General features: G+C 74.1%; 13 protein-coding genes and 1 pseudogene. 6 read left to right on the plus strand and 8 right to left on the minus strand.

What is annotated here, in order from left to right; translation table 11 throughout:
* Nucleotides 1-167: 167 nt before the first annotated feature.
* Complete coding sequence (locus DEH69_RS20290; RefSeq protein ID WP_113688413.1) at nt 168-2,783, plus strand: glycoside hydrolase N-terminal domain-containing protein; 2,616 nt, start codon at nt 168-170, stop codon at nt 2,781-2,783.
* A gap of 90 nt (nt 2,784-2,873) precedes the next feature.
* Here the strand turns inward: DEH69_RS20290 and DEH69_RS20295 are convergent, their stop codons facing one another.
* From DEH69_RS20295 to DEH69_RS32950, 3 genes are all read right to left on the minus strand, one after another.
* Entirely contained in the window at nt 2,874-4,151 is a 1,278-nt protein-coding gene (locus DEH69_RS20295) for an enolase C-terminal domain-like protein (protein ID WP_113688414.1), read from the minus strand.
* Between the two features lie 198 nt (nt 4,152-4,349).
* Nucleotides 4,350-5,033, minus strand: a complete 684-nt coding sequence (locus DEH69_RS20300) for a FadR/GntR family transcriptional regulator (RefSeq protein ID WP_113688415.1) — start codon at nt 5,031-5,033, stop codon at nt 4,350-4,352.
* A 124-nt stretch (nt 5,034-5,157) separates the two neighbouring features.
* Nucleotides 5,158-5,472, minus strand: a complete 315-nt coding sequence (locus tag DEH69_RS32950; protein WP_258534827.1) for a hypothetical protein — start codon at nt 5,470-5,472, stop codon at nt 5,158-5,160.
* Nucleotides 5,473-5,514: 42 nt separating this feature from the next.
* Here DEH69_RS32950 and DEH69_RS32955 point away from each other — a divergent pair, with 42 nt between their 5' ends.
* The 5 genes and pseudogenes from DEH69_RS32955 to DEH69_RS20325 form a co-directional block, all read left to right on the plus strand.
* Nucleotides 5,515-5,745, plus strand: coding sequence for a hypothetical protein (locus DEH69_RS32955; protein WP_258534828.1), 231 nt, complete (start codon nt 5,515-5,517; stop codon nt 5,743-5,745).
* A gap of 416 nt (nt 5,746-6,161) precedes the next feature.
* On the plus strand, nt 6,162-6,626 hold the full coding sequence (locus DEH69_RS33670; protein WP_113688417.1) for a hypothetical protein: 465 nt from the start codon (nt 6,162-6,164) through the stop codon (nt 6,624-6,626).
* Between the two features lie 105 nt (nt 6,627-6,731).
* Nucleotides 6,732-8,672: a molecular chaperone HtpG gene (gene htpG, locus DEH69_RS20315; protein ID WP_113688418.1), complete on the plus strand. Its 1,941-nt coding sequence runs from the start codon at nt 6,732-6,734 to the stop codon at nt 8,670-8,672.
* A gap of 62 nt (nt 8,673-8,734) precedes the next feature.
* Nucleotides 8,735-10,432, plus strand: coding sequence for an ABC-ATPase domain-containing protein (locus tag DEH69_RS20320; RefSeq protein ID WP_113688419.1), 1,698 nt, complete (start codon nt 8,735-8,737; stop codon nt 10,430-10,432).
* A 354-nt stretch (nt 10,433-10,786) separates the two neighbouring features.
* Nucleotides 10,787-10,909, plus strand: a pseudogene (locus DEH69_RS20325) (GntR family transcriptional regulator); the annotation flags it as partial.
* A 50-nt stretch (nt 10,910-10,959) separates the two neighbouring features.
* On the opposite strand, the gene DEH69_RS20330 reads toward DEH69_RS20325, so the two are convergent.
* The 5 genes from DEH69_RS20330 to DEH69_RS20350 all read right to left on the minus strand — a co-directional run bounded on the left by DEH69_RS20330 (nt 10,960) and on the right by DEH69_RS20350 (nt 17,427).
* Nucleotides 10,960-12,540, minus strand: a complete 1,581-nt coding sequence (locus tag DEH69_RS20330) for an alkaline phosphatase (RefSeq protein WP_113688420.1) — start codon at nt 12,538-12,540, stop codon at nt 10,960-10,962.
* A gap of 121 nt (nt 12,541-12,661) precedes the next feature.
* Entirely contained in the window at nt 12,662-13,612 is a 951-nt protein-coding gene (locus DEH69_RS20335) for a hypothetical protein (protein ID WP_113688421.1), read from the minus strand.
* 82 nt (nt 13,613-13,694) lie between these two features.
* Nucleotides 13,695-13,880 (minus strand): hypothetical protein, encoded by a 186-nt coding sequence (locus DEH69_RS20340; protein ID WP_113688422.1) that lies wholly within the window; start codon nt 13,878-13,880, stop codon nt 13,695-13,697.
* Between the two features lie 289 nt (nt 13,881-14,169).
* Nucleotides 14,170-15,474 (minus strand): exo-beta-N-acetylmuramidase NamZ domain-containing protein, encoded by a 1,305-nt coding sequence (locus DEH69_RS20345; protein WP_113688423.1) that lies wholly within the window; start codon nt 15,472-15,474, stop codon nt 14,170-14,172.
* A 60-nt stretch (nt 15,475-15,534) separates the two neighbouring features.
* Entirely contained in the window at nt 15,535-17,427 is a 1,893-nt protein-coding gene (locus tag DEH69_RS20350) for a glycoside hydrolase family 3 protein (protein ID WP_113688424.1), read from the minus strand.
* Between the last annotated feature and the right edge of the window lie 77 nt (nt 17,428-17,504).

The following is a 17,504-nucleotide window of genomic DNA, read 5'->3' on the forward strand; positions in this document are numbered from 1 at the left end:
CTCATGGGGATGCGGCGGACTTTCCCGCATCTCAGGGCACTTGACGGCCCATACATCGGATCTATAATCTCCGCTCTGATCAGCGTCCCCCACCCGCCGGCCGCCTTCGAAGACGAGGTCCCGCTGTGGCAGAACGTGGTTCCCCCCGACGTGCGTTCACCACCGGCATGACGCTGTGGTACGACGAGCCCGCGACCGCGTGGGAGTCGGAGGCGCTGCCCCTGGGCAACGGCGCGCTCGGCCTGACCTTCTTCGGCGGGCTCGCCGAGGAGCGGCTCCAGTTCAACGAGAAGACGCTGTGGACCGGGGGCCCGGGGGCCGAGGGCTATGACTTCGGGAACTGGCGGACCCCGCGCCCCGGCGCCATCGACGAGGTGCGCGCCCGCATCGACGAGGAGCTGCGCGTCTCCCCCGAGCGGGTCGTCGGCAGGCTCGGCCAGCCCAGGACCCACTTCGGCGCCTACCAGGCGTTCGGCGACGTGTGGGTGCGCTTCACGCGCCAGCCGTCCGGCGTGACCGGCTACCGGCGCCACCTCGACATCTCCGAGGCGGTCGGGGGCGTCACCTACGCGTCCGAAGGCGTCACGCACACGCGCGAGTACTTCGTCTCCGCGCCCGACGGCGTGATCGTCGCCCGCTTCACCGCCGACCGCCCCGGCTCGATCGGCTGCGCCGTCTCGATCACCACGCCTGGCGACAGGTCGTCCGAGCTGCGCGCCCACCGCGGCAGGATCGCCCTGTCCGGCGCGCTGGACGACAACGGGATGCGCTACGCGTCCCACCTCCAGGTCCTGCACCGGGGCGGGAGCAGGACGGAGAACGCCGACGGCTCGGTCACCGTCGCCGACGCCGACTCCGTCACCCTGATCCTCGGCGCCGCCACCGACTACGCCGCCCGCCACCCGGGATACCGCACGGGCGAGGACCCGCGCGCCGAGGTCGCGCGGCGGGTGGACGCGGCCGCGGCCAGGGCGTTCGGGGAGCTGCGCGACGACCACACGGCGGACCACCGCGCGCTGTTCGACCGGGTGCGGCTGCGCGTGGGCGGGGAGGACCCGGGGCTGCCCACCGACGAGCTGCTGACCGCCTACCGGGACCGGACGCTGACGCCGGGCGCGCGCAGGGCGCTTGAGACCCTGTACTTCCAGTACGGCCGCTATCTGCTGATCGCCTCGTCCCGCCCCGGCTCGCTACCCGCGAACCTCCAGGGCGTGTGGAACGACTCGACAAGACCGCCGTGGGGCGCGGACTACCACGTCAACATCAATCTCCAGATGAACTACTGGCCCGCCCACACCACCAACCTCGCCGAGACGACAGGGCCGCTGTTCGACTACATCGAGTCGCTTGTGCCGCCGGGCGAGGTCACCGCGCGTGAGATGTTCGAAAGCCGCGGCTGGGTGGTGAACAACGAGACGACGCCGTTCGGCTTCACCGGGGTCCACGACTGGGCGCAGTCGTTCTGGTTCCCCGAGGCAGGCGCGTGGCTGGCCCAACACGCCTGGGAGCACTACCTGTTCACACGCGACGCGGGGTTCCTGCGGGAACGCGCCTATCCGCTGATGAGGTCGCTCTCGCTCTTCTGGATCGACTTCCTGGTCACCGACCCGCGCGACGGCCATCTCGTGGTGTCGCCCAGCTACTCGCCCGAGCAGGGCGACTTCTCCGCGGGCGCCTCGATGTCCCAGCAGATCGTGTGGGACCTGTTCACCTCCACCGCGGCGGCGGCCGAGCGGGTCGGGGACCGCGGCGCCTTCGCCGCCGAGCTGGCCGACGCGCTGGACCGGCTCGACCCGGGGCTGCGGATCGGCTCGTGGGGGCAGCTGCGGGAGTGGAAGGAGGACTGGGACGACCCGGCGAACACCCACCGGCACGCCTCCCACCTGTTCGCCCTCCACCCAGGGCGGCAGATCACGCCACGCGACGACCCCGAGTACGCCGAGGCGGCGCGGGTCTCGCTGACCGCGCGCGGCGACGGGGGCACGGGCTGGAGCAAGGCGTGGAAGGTCAACTTCTGGGCCCGGCTGCTCGACGGCGACCGCGCCCACACCATGCTGTCCGAGCAGCTGCGCTTCAGCACCCTGGCCAACCTGTGGGACACCCACCCGCCGTTCCAGATCGACGGCAACTTCGGCGCGACGGCGGGCGTCGCCGAGATGCTGGTCCAGAGCCACCGCGGCGTGATCGACGTGCTGCCCGCGCTGCCCGCCGTCTGGGCGAACGGCTCGGTCGAGGGCCTGCGCGCCCGCGGCGATGTCACCGTGGACATCGCGTGGCACGGCGGGGCGCCCACGCGCGTGGCGCTGCGCCCCGGGCGCACGGGCGAGCTGACCGTGCGCGGCGAGCTGTTCGACGGCCTCTTCGACGTGCGCGACGAGGACAGCGGTCGCCGCGTCGACCTCCGGCGCGACGGCCCCGAGATCACCTTCGGCGCCAGGGAACAGCGCGCCTGTGTGGCGACATCGCCCGTGCGGATGTCGCTGGCCGCGCCCGAAGGAGGCGGGGCGGGAGGGCCGTTCACCGCCGAGGTCACCGTGGCGGCGGACGGGCGCTCGCTCCCCGCGGCCGGGCTGGCCCTGGACCTGCCCGAGGGCTGGAGCGCGACCCCGGCGAGCCGCCCGGTGCCGCCGATCCCCGACGGGCGGAGCGCGTCGTTCGCCTTCGAGGTCACGCCAGGGGCGGGCGAAGGGCCCCGGCAGCACCGGCTGCGCGCCGTGCTGCGCGGCGACGGCTGGCGCTCGGCGGCCGTCGCCGCGGTCACCGTCGAGCCGACGCCGCCGTGACCCGCGCCGGACGAGGCCGCCGCGCCGGACGAGGCCCGCGCCGGACGAGGCCGCCGCGCCGGACGAGGCGGCCGCCGCCGTGGGCGCCGCTCAGCCGTGGGCGTACGCGCCGAGGGACGCGGCCACCATCTCGGTGCCCGCGCCCGGCGCCTGGGGCGCGAAGTACCGCCCTTCGCGCACGTCGACCGGGGTCACAAAGTGCTCGTGCAGGTGGTCGACGAACTCGATCATGCGGTCCTCGACCGTGCCCGAGACCGCGACGAAGTCGAACATCGCCAGGTGCTGCACCGCCTCGCACAGCCCGACGCCGCCCGCGTGCGGGCAGACCCTGACGCCGAACTTGGCGGCGAGCAGCAGGATCGCGACGTTCTCGTTGACCCCGGCCACACGCGTGGCGTCGAGCTGGAGCACGGAGGCGCCGCGGGTCTGGAGGAGCTGCTTGAACACCACGCGGTTCTGGGCGTGTTCGCCCGTGGCGACGGGGATGGGCGCGATCGCCTCGGCGATGGCGGCGTGCCCCACGACGTCGTCGGGGCTGGTGGGCTCCTCGACCCACGCGAGGTCGTATGGGCGCAGCGCCTCGACCCAGCGGATCGCGTCGGCCACGTCCCAGCGCTGATTGGCGTCCACGGCGATGCGGATGCCGGGGCCGCACACGTCGCGCGCGAGGGCGAGGCGGCGCACGTCGTCCGCCAGGTCGGCGCCCACCTTGAGCTTGATCTGCCCGAAGCCGTCGGCCACCGCCTCGCGGCACAGCCGGGCGAGCTTGTCGTCGTCATAGCCGAGCCAGCCCGGCGTGGTGGTGTACGCGGGGTAGCCGTCGGCGAGCAGCCGCGCCTCGCGCTCGGCGCGCCCCGGGCCCGCGGCGCGCAGGATGCCGAGCGCCTCGTCGGGGGTGAGCGCGTCGGTGAGGTAACGGAAGTCGACGAGGTCGACGATCTCCTCGGGGCTGAGCGACGCGAGCAGCCGCCACAGGGGCTTGCCCTCGCGCTTGGCGCGCAGGTCCCACAGGGCGTTCACGACCGCGCCGATGGCCATGTGCATGATGCCCTTCTCGGGGCCGAGCCAGCGCAGCTGCGAGTCGTGCACCAACTCCCGCCACATCCCGCCGAGATCCGCCAGGGTCGCCTCGACGTCGCGCCCGAGCACATGGCCTTCCAACGCGCGCAGGGCGGCGACCTGCACATCGTTGCCCCGCCCGATCGTGAAGACGAACCCATGGCCCTCGAGCCCGTCGCCCGCGTCGGTGAGCAGCCGCACATAGGCGGCCGAGTAGTCGGGATCGGGGTTCATGGCGTCGGAGCCGTCCAGCGTGCGCGAGGTGGGGAACCGCACGTCGTGCGTCTGTATGTCGATAAAGCGAGCCACGGACACACTCCCTTGAACGAGCTGGGCTTCCGGCGACAATAGACATCCGATGTATCGAGCGTCAAGACTGCGTGAAGCCCGCCGATTCCCCCGTGATTCCCCTCCGTGTCGCCGCGACGGCCCGGCCCGATCGGCCAAGAGACCCGATCATTGGGGGTGTTGGCGCGACGCGTGGGGCGCGGTGCCCGGGGCGGCGGCTCAGCGCCGTTCGACGAGGGTCTGGCGGAGCCACTGCTCGACGCCCGCGACGTGCACGGTGGCCGTGGCGCGGGCGATGTCGGTCTGGCGCCCGGCGAGCGCCTGCACGATGGCGCGGTGCTCGGCGAGCGTGCGCGCCACCGCGCCCTCCTGGGTCAGCCCGCGCCAGGTGCGGGCGCGCTGCGTGCGGCCCGAAAGGGTCTCGACGAGCGAGGCCAGCATGGCGTTGCCCGAGCCCGCGGCGATGCGCCGGTGGAACTCCAGGTCGTTCTCCACCAGTTGGTCGACCGTGGGGTCGTCGCCCAGCGAGTCGAGCAGCTCGGCGAGCGCGTCGATGTCGGCCATGGGCATCTTGAGCGCGGCCAGCTCGGTCGCGGCGGGCTCGATGATGCGCCGGGTTTCGAGGAGCTGGAGCACGGTGTCGTCGCGGTGGAAGTCGACGACGAAGCCCATCGCGTCCATCAGCAGCGAGGGCTCGAGGCTGGTCACATACGTGCCGTCGCCGCGCCTGACGTCGAGGACGTGGATGAGCGAGAGCGCGCGCACGGCCTCGCGCAGGGAGTTGCGCGACAGGCCGAGCCGGTCGGCCAGGTCCGGCTCCCTCGGGAGGCGGTCGCCTGGCCGCAGCTCGCCGTCCACGATCATCTGCTTGATCGCCTCGATGGCGTCGTCGGTCACGGACATCGCGTTCCTCCCCACGTCGACGCCCCAGCAGAATACATCGGATCTTTCATGCGGGACGGCGGTGGAAGCGGGGGACGGCCATGGGCCCGCGGGCATCGGCGGCGGGTCGCCCGCCGCGGCCCGCTCAGCCGGTGAAGACGTGCTGCCCCGCGATCTCGTCGAGCAGGGTGCGGGACAGCTCGGCGGCGCGGTCGCCGGGGAGCAGGAGATTCAGCCAGGGGTGGGCCCAGGTCCCGTACCCGGCCTTCTTGAGGTCCCTCACGCCGGGGGCCAGGCGGTCGAGGAAGTCGAAGTAGTCGAGCGTCTCGGCGAGGATCGGCGCCGAGCCGTCGTGCCGCAGGCCGCGCAGCGTCTCGGCCTCGGCCTCGGCCGCCTCGCCGCCCTCGGCCGTCCCGTCGGCGCCCCCGGCGGGCGGCCCGTAGGAGACGGCCTCCAGCACGAACGACGTGCCCCGGCGCGGCTTCTCCGCGTGGGAGCAACCGTGCCCGTACCACCGGGGGGGTTCACCGCCGTGGAGTCCCTGCTGCTGCGCACCGTCTCGTCGCTCGGAGCCGACGCGGACGACGAGCCGTGCGCCCGCGGCGCGCCGCCGTGCGAGGCGCTGACGCAGGTGGTCCAGCGCCTTCCTGGCGACCACGACCCGCACTTCGGCGACATTCCGAGACCGGATCCCGGGCTCGCGGCGCGCCTGGAGGAGCGCATCGCCTCGTGACACGCGCCTCGTGACACGCGCCTCGTGACGCACGAAAGGCAAGGGGCCCACGGGCTCCCTGCCGCTCCCGACGCGTGGCGCGCCCGAGGGCTCCCGCGTCGGGTCGCTCACCCCTGAGCTCGGCGAGGGAGTCCCCGGAGCGGTCGACCGCCGTGTCGCGATGACAGGGCGCCCCAGCGGCTTGTGGTCCTCACACGCCCGTGACCCCACGGGCACGGGGCCGTCAGGGGGCCGCGGCGCGCCACCCGGCGGGTGTCAAGGCCGCGCCGCTGGCCCGTTCTCGCGCTCAGTCGCCGTCGATCTCCACGTCGACGCCGATGTCCTCGAGCGCGTCCTCGGTCTCGTCAAGGGCCTCGTCCACCACTTCGTCCAGGAAATCGTCCATCGCAGCTCCGCCTCTCGCGCGTCAACGCCCCGTGGCCCGGGGCGCGTTGATAGTAGCGGCGGCCCAGCCCTGCCGCCCCACCGCGGGCGGATGCTCTTCCGAGACGGGGCACGTTCTGTTCGACACAACGTGTGCGCCACCGCAACCGACCACGCAGAGGTCGGCCATCCGCAACGGGCGCGCCGCCGTCTTCTCCCTCGCCGACGCCCCGGCGCGGGTCGCCGTGCCTCTGGCCTCGATCGGCGCCCGGCCCGACGACGCGGTCAGGGAGCTGTGGACCCACGCCGAGATGCCGCACGAGGGCGGCACCCTGCACGCCGACCTCGCCCCGCACGGAGGCGCCCTCTGCCGCCTGCCCCGGCGGGGGCGAGGGCGGCCTCACGGCCTGACGGCTACGCGCGGGCGGTCGACCGTGACGGAGGCGCGCGTGGTCCGGACGGCGCGTCGACGCGCGCGGCTGAAGCCACGGGCGGCTACCACCGGTTGCCTGACGTAGCCGGGCTCGGCATACCATCACCTGGACAACAGCCTGGGAGCCCGCGACGCCCACGGGGGGCTCGGCTCCCGTGAACTGGTGACACAGGTGAGGGATTTCACGACCATGCCGACCGAGACGTTCGAGTTCCAGGTTGAGGCGCGCCAGCTCCTCCAGATGATGATCCACTCGATCTACTCGAACAAGGACGTGTTCCTGCGGGAGTTGATCTCCAACGCCTCCGACGCGCTGGACAAGCTCCGCATCGAGGCGCTGCGGGACGACACGCTGGGCGCCGACGTGTCCGACCTGCACATCGCGCTCGAAGCCGACAAGGACGCCCGCACGCTGACCGTGCGGGACAACGGGATCGGGATGTCGCACGACGACGTGGTGCGGCTCATCGGCACCATCGCCAGGTCCGGCACCGCCGAGTTCCTCCAGCAGCTCAAGGAGGCCCAGGCCGCGGGGGCGGCCGAAGGGCTCATCGGGCAGTTCGGCGTCGGCTTCTACTCCAGCTTCATGGTGGCCGACGAGGTCACGCTGGTGACCCGCCGCGCCGGTGAGGACAAGGGCACCCGCTGGACGTCCACGGGCGAGGGCACGTACACCGTCGAGACGCTCGACGAGGCGCCCCAGGGCACGGCGATCACCCTGCGGCTCAAGCCCGAGGACGCCGAGGACAGGCTCTTCGACTACACCGCGCCGTGGAAGATCAAGGAGATCGTCAAGCGGTACTCCGACTTCATCACGTGGCCCATCCGGATGGTCACGGGGGAGAAGGCCGCGGGGGAGAAGGCCGCGGGGGAGGAGAAGGACAACGAGGGCGAGGAGGCCGCCGAGCCCGAGACGCTCAACTCCCGCAAGGCCCTGTGGGCGCGTTCCCGCGACGAGGTCTCGGACGCGGAGTACCACGAGCTGTACAAGCACATCAGCCACGACTGGGCCGATCCCCTGGAGATCATCCAGGTGCGCGCGGAGGGCACGTTCGAGTACCAGGCGCTGCTGTTCCTGCCCTCGCACCCGCCGCGCGACCTGTTCGCGCAGGACAGCAAGCGGGGCGTTCAGCTCTATGTGAAGCGCGTCCTCATCATGGAGGACTGCGAGGCCCTGATCCCCGAGTACCTGCGCTTCGTCAAGGGCGTGGTCGACGCCGCCGACCTGTCGCTCAACGTGTCCCGCGAGATCCTTCAGCAGGACCGCCAGATCCAGCTGATGCACCGCAGGCTGGCCAAGAAGGTGCTCTCCACGATCAGGGAGATGAAGTCCGCCCGCCCCGACAACTACTCGGCGTTCTGGCGGGAGTTCGGGCACGTCGTCAAGGAGGGCCTGCTCAGCGACTTCGACAACCGCGACGCGATCCTCGCCGTCGCGTCGTTCGCCTCCACGCACGACGCGGAGACGCCGACGACGCTCGCCGAGTACGTGGAGCGCATGAAGGACGGGCAGAAGCACATCTACTACATGACCGGCGAGTCCAGGGCGGCCGTCGAGAACTCCCCGCACATGGAGGCGTTCCGCGAGAAGGGCGTCGAGGTGCTGATCCTCACCGACCCGGTCGACGAGGTGTGGGTCGGGGCGGTGCCGCCCTTCGACGGCAAGGAGCTGCACTCCATCGCCAAGGGCGAGGCCGACCTCGACGCGGGCGACGAGGCGGAGGAGGCCAAGGCCGAGCGCGAGCAGCGACGCGAGGAGTACGCGGGGCTGCTGACGTGGATGGGCGAACGGCTCGGCGATGACGTCAAGGAGGTGCGGCTCTCCTCCCGGCTCACCGTCTCCCCCGCGTGCGTCGTGTCGGACACGGGCGATGTGACGCCCGCCCTCCAGGCGATGTACCGGGCGATGGGCCAGGAGGTGCCCGCGAGCAAGCGGATCCTGGAGCTGAACCCCGGCCATCCGCTGGTCGAAGGACTGCGCAGGGCGCACGCCGAGCGCGCCGACGACCCCGAGCTGCCCGGCACCGCCGAGCTGCTGTACGGCATGGCGCTGCTCGCGGAGGGCAGCCAGCTCGGCGACCCGGCGCGCTTCACCAAGCTCCTGGCCGAACGCCTGGAGCGCACGCTGTAACGTGCCGCACCGGGACGACGGCGGGAACGAGGGGATCAGGTGGCGGCGAGTGGGAGCGCGCGATGAGTCGGCGTGAGGGTCGCGGCGGTCTCGACCGCGAGCTCGAACGGCTCGACGGCGCGCCGTACGGCAGGTACAAGGGGCTCGTCGGCCCATGGCAGCTGCCGGGCGGATGGACGGTGGAGCTGGTCAGGGCGCAGGCCGACCCGTTCGCGCCCCCGGCGCGCGTGGCCGTGCGGGTGCCGGGGGAACGGGCCGCGTTCCCCCGGGACCTGTGGGACTCCCCCGTGCGCCGCCGCGCCCTCGCCGGGTACGTGGTGCGCCGCGCGGCGCGCGAGGCGGCCCCCGAGCGGGCCCTGCGCGTGGACGCGGGCGGCCAGGAAGTGCTCGACCGCTCCTCGTGCGTGGTGGACGCGGCCGACGGCTCGGTCACGCTGCGGCTCGGCGTGGCCCTGCCGGGCCAGGGGCGGCGGATCGAAGGGCGGGCCGCGCGCCGCCTGCTGTGCGACGTGCTGCCGCGCCTCGCCGAACGCGCCCTGTGCCACAGGGCGTCGGACGCGGACGCGGCGCGGGAGTTCGTGGCGACCGTGGAGGACTCCGCCGCCCTGCGGGCCGCGCTGCCGGGGCTCGGCCTGGTGGCGTTCGTCGCCGACGGCGCGCTGCTGCCGCGCCGCACGGGGGCGGACGACCGCCCGGCCGATGGCGCGGACGGCGTCCCGTTCACCGCGCCCGACGCGCTGCGGGTGACGGTGCGGCTGCCGCACGCCGGGCCCGTCACCGGGACCGGGATCCCCGAGGGCGTGACGCTGATCGTCGGCGGCGGATTCCACGGCAAGTCGACGCTGCTGCGCGCCCTGGAGACCGGCGTCAGGGACCACGAGCCGGGCGACGGGCGCGAACGGGTCGCCTCGCGCGCGGATACGGTCAAGATCCGTGCGGAGGACGGGCGTTCGGTGACGCGGGTGGACGTGCACGCGTTCGTCGACCGCCTGCCGCAGGGCTCGGACACCCGGGACTTCTCCACGCCCAACGCCTCGGGCTCCACGTCGCAGGCCGCGTCGCTGTGCGAGGCGGTGGAGGCCGGGGCGCGGGTCCTGCTCATCGACGAGGACACCGCCGCCACCAACCTGATGATCAGGGACGCGCGGATGCGGGCGCTGGTGTCCAGGGAGCACGAGCCGCTGACGCCCCTGGTGGACACGGTGCGCTCGCTGCACCGCGACCACGGGGTGTCCACGGTGCTGGTGATGGGCGGCTCGGGTGACTATCTGGAGGTCGCCGACCGGGTGTTGATGATGGACGCCTACCGGCTGTCCGACGTCACCGAACGCGCCAGGCAGGTGGCGGCCGTGCCCGAGGGGCGGCGCGCCGAGGCCGAGTCGTTCCCCGGCGTCGTCCACCGCCGCCCCGACCCGGCGTCGCTGGACGCGACCGCGCGCGGCCGCCCGCGCGTGCGCGCCAGGGGGCGTGACCTGCTGGTCCTCGGGGAGCACGAGGTGGATGTGCGCGCCGTCGAGCAACTGGCAGACGCCCAGCAGGTGGTGGGCGTCGGCCTGGCCATCGACCTGCTGGTGCGGCGCGGGCACCTGGACGGGCGGCGTTCCCTCGCCGAGGCGCTCGACCTGCTCGACCTGGACCTGGCGGGCCCCGAGGGCGTCGCGGCGCTGCTGGCCGTCAGGGACGAGGACTTCGCGGTCCCCCGCCGCTTCGAGATCGCCGCCGCCGTCAACCGCGTGCGCGGCCTGAGGGTCAGCCGCTGAGGCGCCGCTGACGCGGAGTCGCCCCCGCGCGCCGCTCGCGTCCGGGCGGGGCCTCTCGGACCCGCCCGGACATCCCACCCCGGCGCGCGCCGACGAGGATATGCCCGGGGACGCCCTCTGATCCATGACGTCGCGTCGCCGTTCCCTTGACGACGCGTGCCCGGCTCCCCGCGGGACCGCGCCACCGCCCCGGCCGCAGCGCCTACGATGCGGAGCGGCTTCGGGGTGAGGGAGTGGGACGGCGAGGGAGTGGGACGGCGAGGGAGTGGGACGGCGAGGGAGTGGGACATGGTCGGCACGGGGGAGTCGCCGGTGGGCGGCGCGCGGGGTGGCGATCGTGGCAAGCCGGGCGATGTGCACTACAACCGGATCAAGGACGACCTGATCCACGGCGCCTATCCCCCGGGCAGCGTCCTGCTCGAGACCGTGCTGGGCGAGCGGTACGGCGTTTCGCGGACCCCGGTCCGTGAGGCGTTGGCGCCGCCGACGCCTTCGCGGCGCGGCTCACCGCGCGGGGCCTGCCGGGTTCAGAGCTGGCGGGCCCCCGGCACGCCGTTCTCGACGACGAACGACGCGAACGTCTCCACCGGCGCGTCCGGCCTGCCGACCGTGCTGACCATCCGCAGATCGGTCACCCACGCGTCCCGCTCGACCGTGCACCGCACATAGCCGCGCCGGTCGCCGTCGAAGAAGCGGATGTGCGGGTTGTGGCGGATCATCGGGCCGTAGTAGGGGCCGTGGACCTCGCCGTCGCCGTTGGTGGAGATCGACGTGCCGACGAACTCCGTGGCCACGACGGCCGATTCGGGGTTGTCGAAGTCCCGGTGGATGTCGTTGACGAACGTCGAGTGCCAGTCGCCCGTGATCACCACGGGGTTGCTCACCCTGGCCTGCGCGAGCCGGTCCGTGACGCGCGCGCGGGCGGCGGGGAAGCCGTCCCACGCGTCGTGCCACAGCACGTCCCCCGCGGGGCCGTCGTGGTCGAGGCGGCCCATCATCACGTTGTTGGCCAGGACGTTCCAGCGCGCCCGCGAGTCGGCGAGCCCGTCGAGCAGCCAGCGCTCCTGCCGCTCCCCCAGCATCGTCACCGACGGGTCGTACGCGGCCTCGGTCGCGGGGGCCTCGCCCCAGCCACCCGGCGGGATGTCGCGGTACTGGCGGCCGTCGAGCACGTTGAACTGGGCCAGGTCGCCATACGTCAGCCGCCGGTAGAGCCGCATCTCGTGGTCGCGCGGGATGGCGGAGCGGCGCAGCGGCTGGTGCTCGTAGTACGCCTGGTAGGCGGCCAGGCGCAGCGCGCGGATGTCGTCCTCGTACTGGGAGACGTCGCCCGCGTAGTCGTTCTGCACCTCGTGGTCGTCCCAGGTGACGATCCACGGGAAGAGGGCGTGCGCGCGCTGGAGGTCGGGGTCGGACTTGTAGAGCGCGTACCGCAGCCGCCACTGCTCCAGGGTGCGGGGAGCGGCGCGCAGCCGCTCGGGCACCGGAGTGTTCCGGTAGCCGCCGTCGGCGGGTATGCCGCCCTCGTAGACATAGTCGCCCAGGTGCGCGACCAGGTCGATGTCCTCGTCGGCGAGGTTGCGGTAGGCGGAGTAGTAGCCGGACGCCCAGTCCTGGCAAGAGGCGTAGGCGAACGACAGGCGCCGGGGGCGCGCGCCCCGCGCGGGGGTGGTGCGGGTCCTGCCGACCGGGGAGAGATCCGCGCCATGGCGGAACTGGTACCAGTACTCGCGGTCGGGGCGCAGCCCCACGGGCTCGACGTGCACCGAGTGCCCGAGCTCGGGCAGCGCGGCGACGGTGCCGCGGCGCACGACGTGCCGCATGTCCGGGTCGGCGGCCACCTGCCAGGAGACGGGGAAGGGGCGGCGCGGCATCCCGCCGTCCGGCTCGAACGGCTCGGGCGCGAGCCGCGTCCACAGCACGAAGCCGTCGGGCGCCGGGTCGCCCGAGGCGACGCCGAGGGAGAACGGGTCGCGCCCGTGGCCCCGGCGCGGCGCGGCGAAGGCGCCCCGTCCGAGCGGCACCTGCGCGAGGGCGGCGAGCCCGGCGACGCCGCCGAGCGCCCCGGCGAACCGTCTGCGGTTCCAGGGGGTTGCGGGTGGGGTCATGGCCGTACTCCAGGGCGCCGATTGCGGATTGCGGTGAGGCCGGGCCATCGTGCGGGGGCCCGGTGTACCGCGCCTTAAGCCCCGGTGACATCCGACGCCCCGTCGGCTGATGGCCGGGGCGTCACGTGCTCCCGGCGATGCGGCGCATCAGGGCCTCCACGGCCGCCACCATGTCCTCGAGGCCCGCGACCTGGGTGCGCAGCGGGCGCGGCAGGTGCTGGCGTTCCCAGCGGGCGACACTCTGGGCCGCCGGTCTGCGCGCCCACACGCGGTCGAGCTCGCCCGCGAGCGTCACCGCGGGGTGCAGGGCCGCCTGGGCCGAGACCAGGGCGCGGCCCAGGCGGGGGCCGAACGCCCCGACGCCTGGCGGGTGTTGGCGCGTCACCGCGGTGAGCGACGCCTCGGCGCCCGCGAGCCCCCGCAGCCGGGGCAGCCAGCCGCCGCCGGTGCCGGAGGTGCCGAGCGCGGGGACGAGGGTGGCCAGCTGCGCGGCGGCGAAACGCTCGGCGCTGCCCGGCGCCCAGTGCCGCGCCGCGTGGCGCGAGCCGATGTCCGCGAGCTGGTCGAGCGTCAGCTCCGCGGCCTCGCGCCAGGCGGGGACGGTGCCGGGCAGGCCCGCGGAGCGCACGGCCCTGACCCGGTCGCCCCACAGCGCGGGCGGCATGCCGGGAGCCCCGCCGTTGGTCTCGTCGGCCACGTCGTCCTCGACGGCGGCGGCCAGGTGGCGTTCGACCACGGCGCGGGCGGCGCGCGCCAGCATGGGGCCACGCCGCAGGATGCCGCGCCAGCCGGGCGGCGGGCCCGGCACGTCGGCGGGCGGGTGGCCGCGGGTGAGCAGGCCCTCCACGCGGGCGTCGCCGAGCCGCCCCGCCACTGCGGCCAGCGGCACGTCCTCGACCGGGAGCCCAAGGTCCCCGGCGACGCGCCAGGCCGCGAGCGCGAGCAGGTCGGTGGCCAGCCGCCAGGTCCTCGCGGGCTCGCCCTCGCCCGGATCGCGGCCGATGTGCCACTCGGTCAGCGCCCGCGCGCTCTCCCGCGCGTACGCCCATGCCTCGCTCGCCCGTGACAGCACGGCCCCTCCCCCTCAAGGCGCGGTCACTTCTCCTGTATGGTTCCGCGCCCGACGGGCCTTCACGCCGGTGTGCGCCGGGCGCTCAGGGCCCGTGGTGCGGCACGGGGGCGCGCCCCGGCGCGGGCGCGGCGGGCGCGACCCTGCGTGGCTCCGCGACCTCCGGCAGCGCGCCCGCGTCGCTCGCCACGGCCGTACCGATCGCCACGGCCGTCCCGATCGTCCCGGCCGTCCCGATCGTCCCGGCCGTCGACACCGTCATCAGCGTCATCGCCCCTTCCACACGTCCGCGGATCTCGCCCACCGGCGAGCGCGCTGACCAACCGAGCAACTGGCTCGGCGCCTACCCCCGTTGACACGTCCCATGCGGCCCCGGCGGCGTCAGCGCTCCGTCGCCGTCCAGCCGTCGGGGACGAAACGGGCCGCGTCCGCGGGGCGTTCACCGGCCAGGATCACCCGGTGGCCCCGGTGACGCGGATGGCGTCCACCACGACGCCACGGCCCTGCTCGGGTCGGGGGCGTGGGCGGGCGGGGCCGCGCGGCCGGGTCAGCGGTACGGATCAGCGGTAGATGAGGTGGTCGCGGCGCAGGCGGCGGAAGGCGGCGAGGTCGTCGGCCCAGAGCGCGGGCAGCTCGTCGGCGTCGGCGCCCTCCTCGATGGCGAGGCGGACGGCGCCGTTGCCGCTGAGCTTGTCGAGCCAGTGGGCGGAGCCGCCGTCCTGGGAGCGCCAGCGGTGCTCGGGGAAGAGCCGCCACTGCTCGGTGAGCAGGGTGAGCCCCACGGCAATGGGGTCGTGGGCGTCCGGGTCGGTCACCTGGACCTCGACGCCGCCGCAGGTCTCCCCCGCCCACTTGGAGAAGGTGGGGCTGAAGTACGCCTCGCGGAAGCGGACTCCCGGCATGCCGCGGTCGTTCAGCGCCTCGGACCAGCGGTGGTCGATACCGGGGGCGCCGAGCAGCTGGAACGGCAGGGTGGTGCCGCGGCCCTCGGACAGGGCGCTGGCCTCGAACAGGCACGTGCCCGCGTAGAGGTCGGCGGTGGCGGGAGTGGGCATGTTCGGCGACGGCGGCACCCAGGGCAGCCCGGTGTCTGCCCAGCGGTGCGAACGGCGCCAGCCCCCGAGCCGTTCCACGCGCAGCTCGGCGGCGCGGCCCCCGGTGGCCTCGGGGACGAAGACCGCGTTGAACAGCCCGGCCAGCTCGCCGATCGTCATGCCGTGCCGCTGCGCGATGGGCTTGAGGCCGACGAACGAGGCATGCTCGGGGTGCAGCACGGGACCGGTGGCCTCGGCGCCCGAGAGGGGGTTGGGGCGGTCGAGGACGACGAACCGCAGGCCGAGGCGGGCGGCGGCCTCAAGCGCCAGATACATGGTCCAGATATAGGTGTAGAACCGGGCGCCGACGTCCTGGATGTCGAACACCACGGTGTCCAGGCCCAGTTCGGCGAAGCGCTCCTCCATCGTCGCGGCGTCGTTGTAGGCGTTGTAGACCGGCAGGCCCGTCTTGGCGTCGACGAAGAAGTCCTCCCCCTCGCCCGCCTGCGAGGTGCCGCGGAAGCCGTGCTCGGGGCCGAAGACGGCGACGAGGTCCACGCGCCCGTCGGCGACCATGACGTCCACCAGGTGGTTGAGGTCGCGGTCGACGCCCGTGGGGTTGGAGATGACGCCGACGCGCTGCCCCGCGAGAGCGGCGTAGCCGTCGGCGCGCAGCGCGTCGAACCCCGTGGTGACCCGGCGCCCCCGGCGCGCGGTCTCGGCGGGGGCCGGGGAGGCGGCGCTCACCGGGGCCGCGGAGGCGGCCAGGGCGGCGGGGGCTGCGGCCAGCAGGTGCCTGCGGCGCAGGGGGCGGGGCAGGGGATGGCGCATCGGGTCCTTCCTTCGCTTCTCGCTCGCGCTTCTCGCTCGCGCTTCTCGTTCGTCTCCTGGCTACGGGTAACGCAGGCCGTGGCCCAGGGGGTAGAGCACCCGGTCGGGGTCGTCGGCGGCGGGGACCTCGACGGGCAGCGTGCCCACAGGGCCGCTCTCGCCCAGCAGCACCGCGGCGGCGGCGTCGAGGGCGACGGGCACCGATGAGTAGAGCGCGAGGTGCGCGTCGGCCGACGGGTGGTGGGCGATGTCGTAGGGGATGTCGGTGGAGAGGGTGATCACGGGCCTGCCGGTCGCGGCCAGCGCCTCGACGAGCGCGGCCTGCCCGGCGTTGGCCGCGGTGTTCGCGGTGACGACCAGCACGGTGTCGTGGCCCTCGGCCGCCGCGACCGCCTCGGCGATCGCGTCCGCGCCAGGGTCGGCGCCCACCGGGTGGGCAGCGGCGGGCAGGCCATGCGCGGCGAGCCGGTCGGCCAGGCCGCGCACCGCGCCGCCCGCGCCCGTGACCAGCGCGTCGCGGCCGTCGGCGGCCAGCGGCAGGGTGGCGCCTTCGTTGCGCACCAGGGTGGTGGTGCGCCCGGTGATGTCGAGGGCGGCGGCGCGGTGGTCGGCGTTGCCCACGATGTCGTCCACCCGGTCGATGTCGGCGAACGGGTCGTCCACGATGCCCGCTTCCCACTTGAGGGTGAGCACGCGGCGCACCGACGCGTCGACGCGGTCCTCGGTCAGCTCGCCCGAGGCGACGGCGTCGAGGACCGCCCGGTGGGCCAGCTCCAGATCGGGCGGCATCAGCAGCAGGTCGACGCCTGCCGCGAGCGCGCGCACGGGGACCTCGGCGTCGGGGTAGCTCTCGCGCACGCCCGCCATGCGGAGCGAGTCGGTGATGACGACGCCGTCATAGCCGAGCTCCTCGCGCAGCAGGCCGGTCATGATGGGCTCGGAGAGGGTCGCGGGCGCGCCCGAGGGGTCGAGTTCGGGGAACGTGAGGTGCCCGCTCATGACCGCGCCCGCCCCGGCCTCGACGGCGGCGGCGAACGGCGGGGCGTCGAGCGCGCGCCACTCCTCGAGGGTGTGGGTGATCACCGGGAGCCCCACATGGCTGTCGACGGCGGTGTCGCCATGGCCGGGGAAGTGCTTGGCGCTGGCGACCACGCCGCCTTCCGACTGGTATCCGGCGACCTGGGCGGCCGTCAGCTCGGCGGCCAGGGCCGGGTCGCCCGCGAACGAGCGGATGCCGATCACGGGATTGGCGGCGTTGACGTTGACGTCGGCGACGGGCGCGTGGTTCATGGTGATGCCGACGGCGCGCAGCTCGGCCCCGGCGATGCGGGCGGCCTCGCGGGCGTCGTCGGGGTCGCCCGAGGCGCCAAGGGCCATGGAGCCGGGGAGGCGGGTGGCGGGCTCGCCGAGGCGGGTGATGGCGCCGTGCTCCTGGTCGGTGGTGACCAGCAGCGGCACCTTGGACGGCTGGTCGAGCGCGGCGCGCTGGAGGCCGTTGGACAGCTCGGCGACCTGGACGGGGTCGGCGAGGTTGTCCGACCACGTGAAGTAGATGACCCCGCCGAGGTGGTAGCGCTCGACGGCCTCGTGGCCGTTGTCGACGCCGAGCCACTCCTGGTTCCTGGCGACGTCATCGGGGTCCGTGGTGTCGGCGGTCGCGCCGTAGGCGTAGGTGACGAAGAGCTGGCCGACCTTCTCGTCGAGCGTCATCGACGCCAGCCGCTCCTCCACCCACGAGGCCCGCGCTGCGGGGTCAGGGGCGTGCGGCGCTTCCGCGGGCGGCGCCGTGGGGGCGGGAGCCGGGGACGGGGTGGGGGACGGGGTCGGGGACGGGGTCGGGGACGCGGTGGGCGCCGGGGTGGCCGTGGGGGCCGGGGTGGTCAGCAGCACCCCCGCGGTCACCACCGCCGCGGCGAGCGACCGCAGGAGCCTCCTGCGTCGGGCACGGGACATCGCGCACTCCTGTGGGGGGAAGGGGAGCGGAGGTAGACCGTTCGATTTCCGAGAATGGCGTAAATCTCCTCCAGATC

Origin of the sequence: Streptomyces sp. PT12, from assembly GCF_003311645.1 — a bacterium.
In the GTDB taxonomy this organism is placed as follows: domain Bacteria; phylum Actinomycetota; class Actinomycetes; order Streptomycetales; family Streptomycetaceae; genus Streptomyces.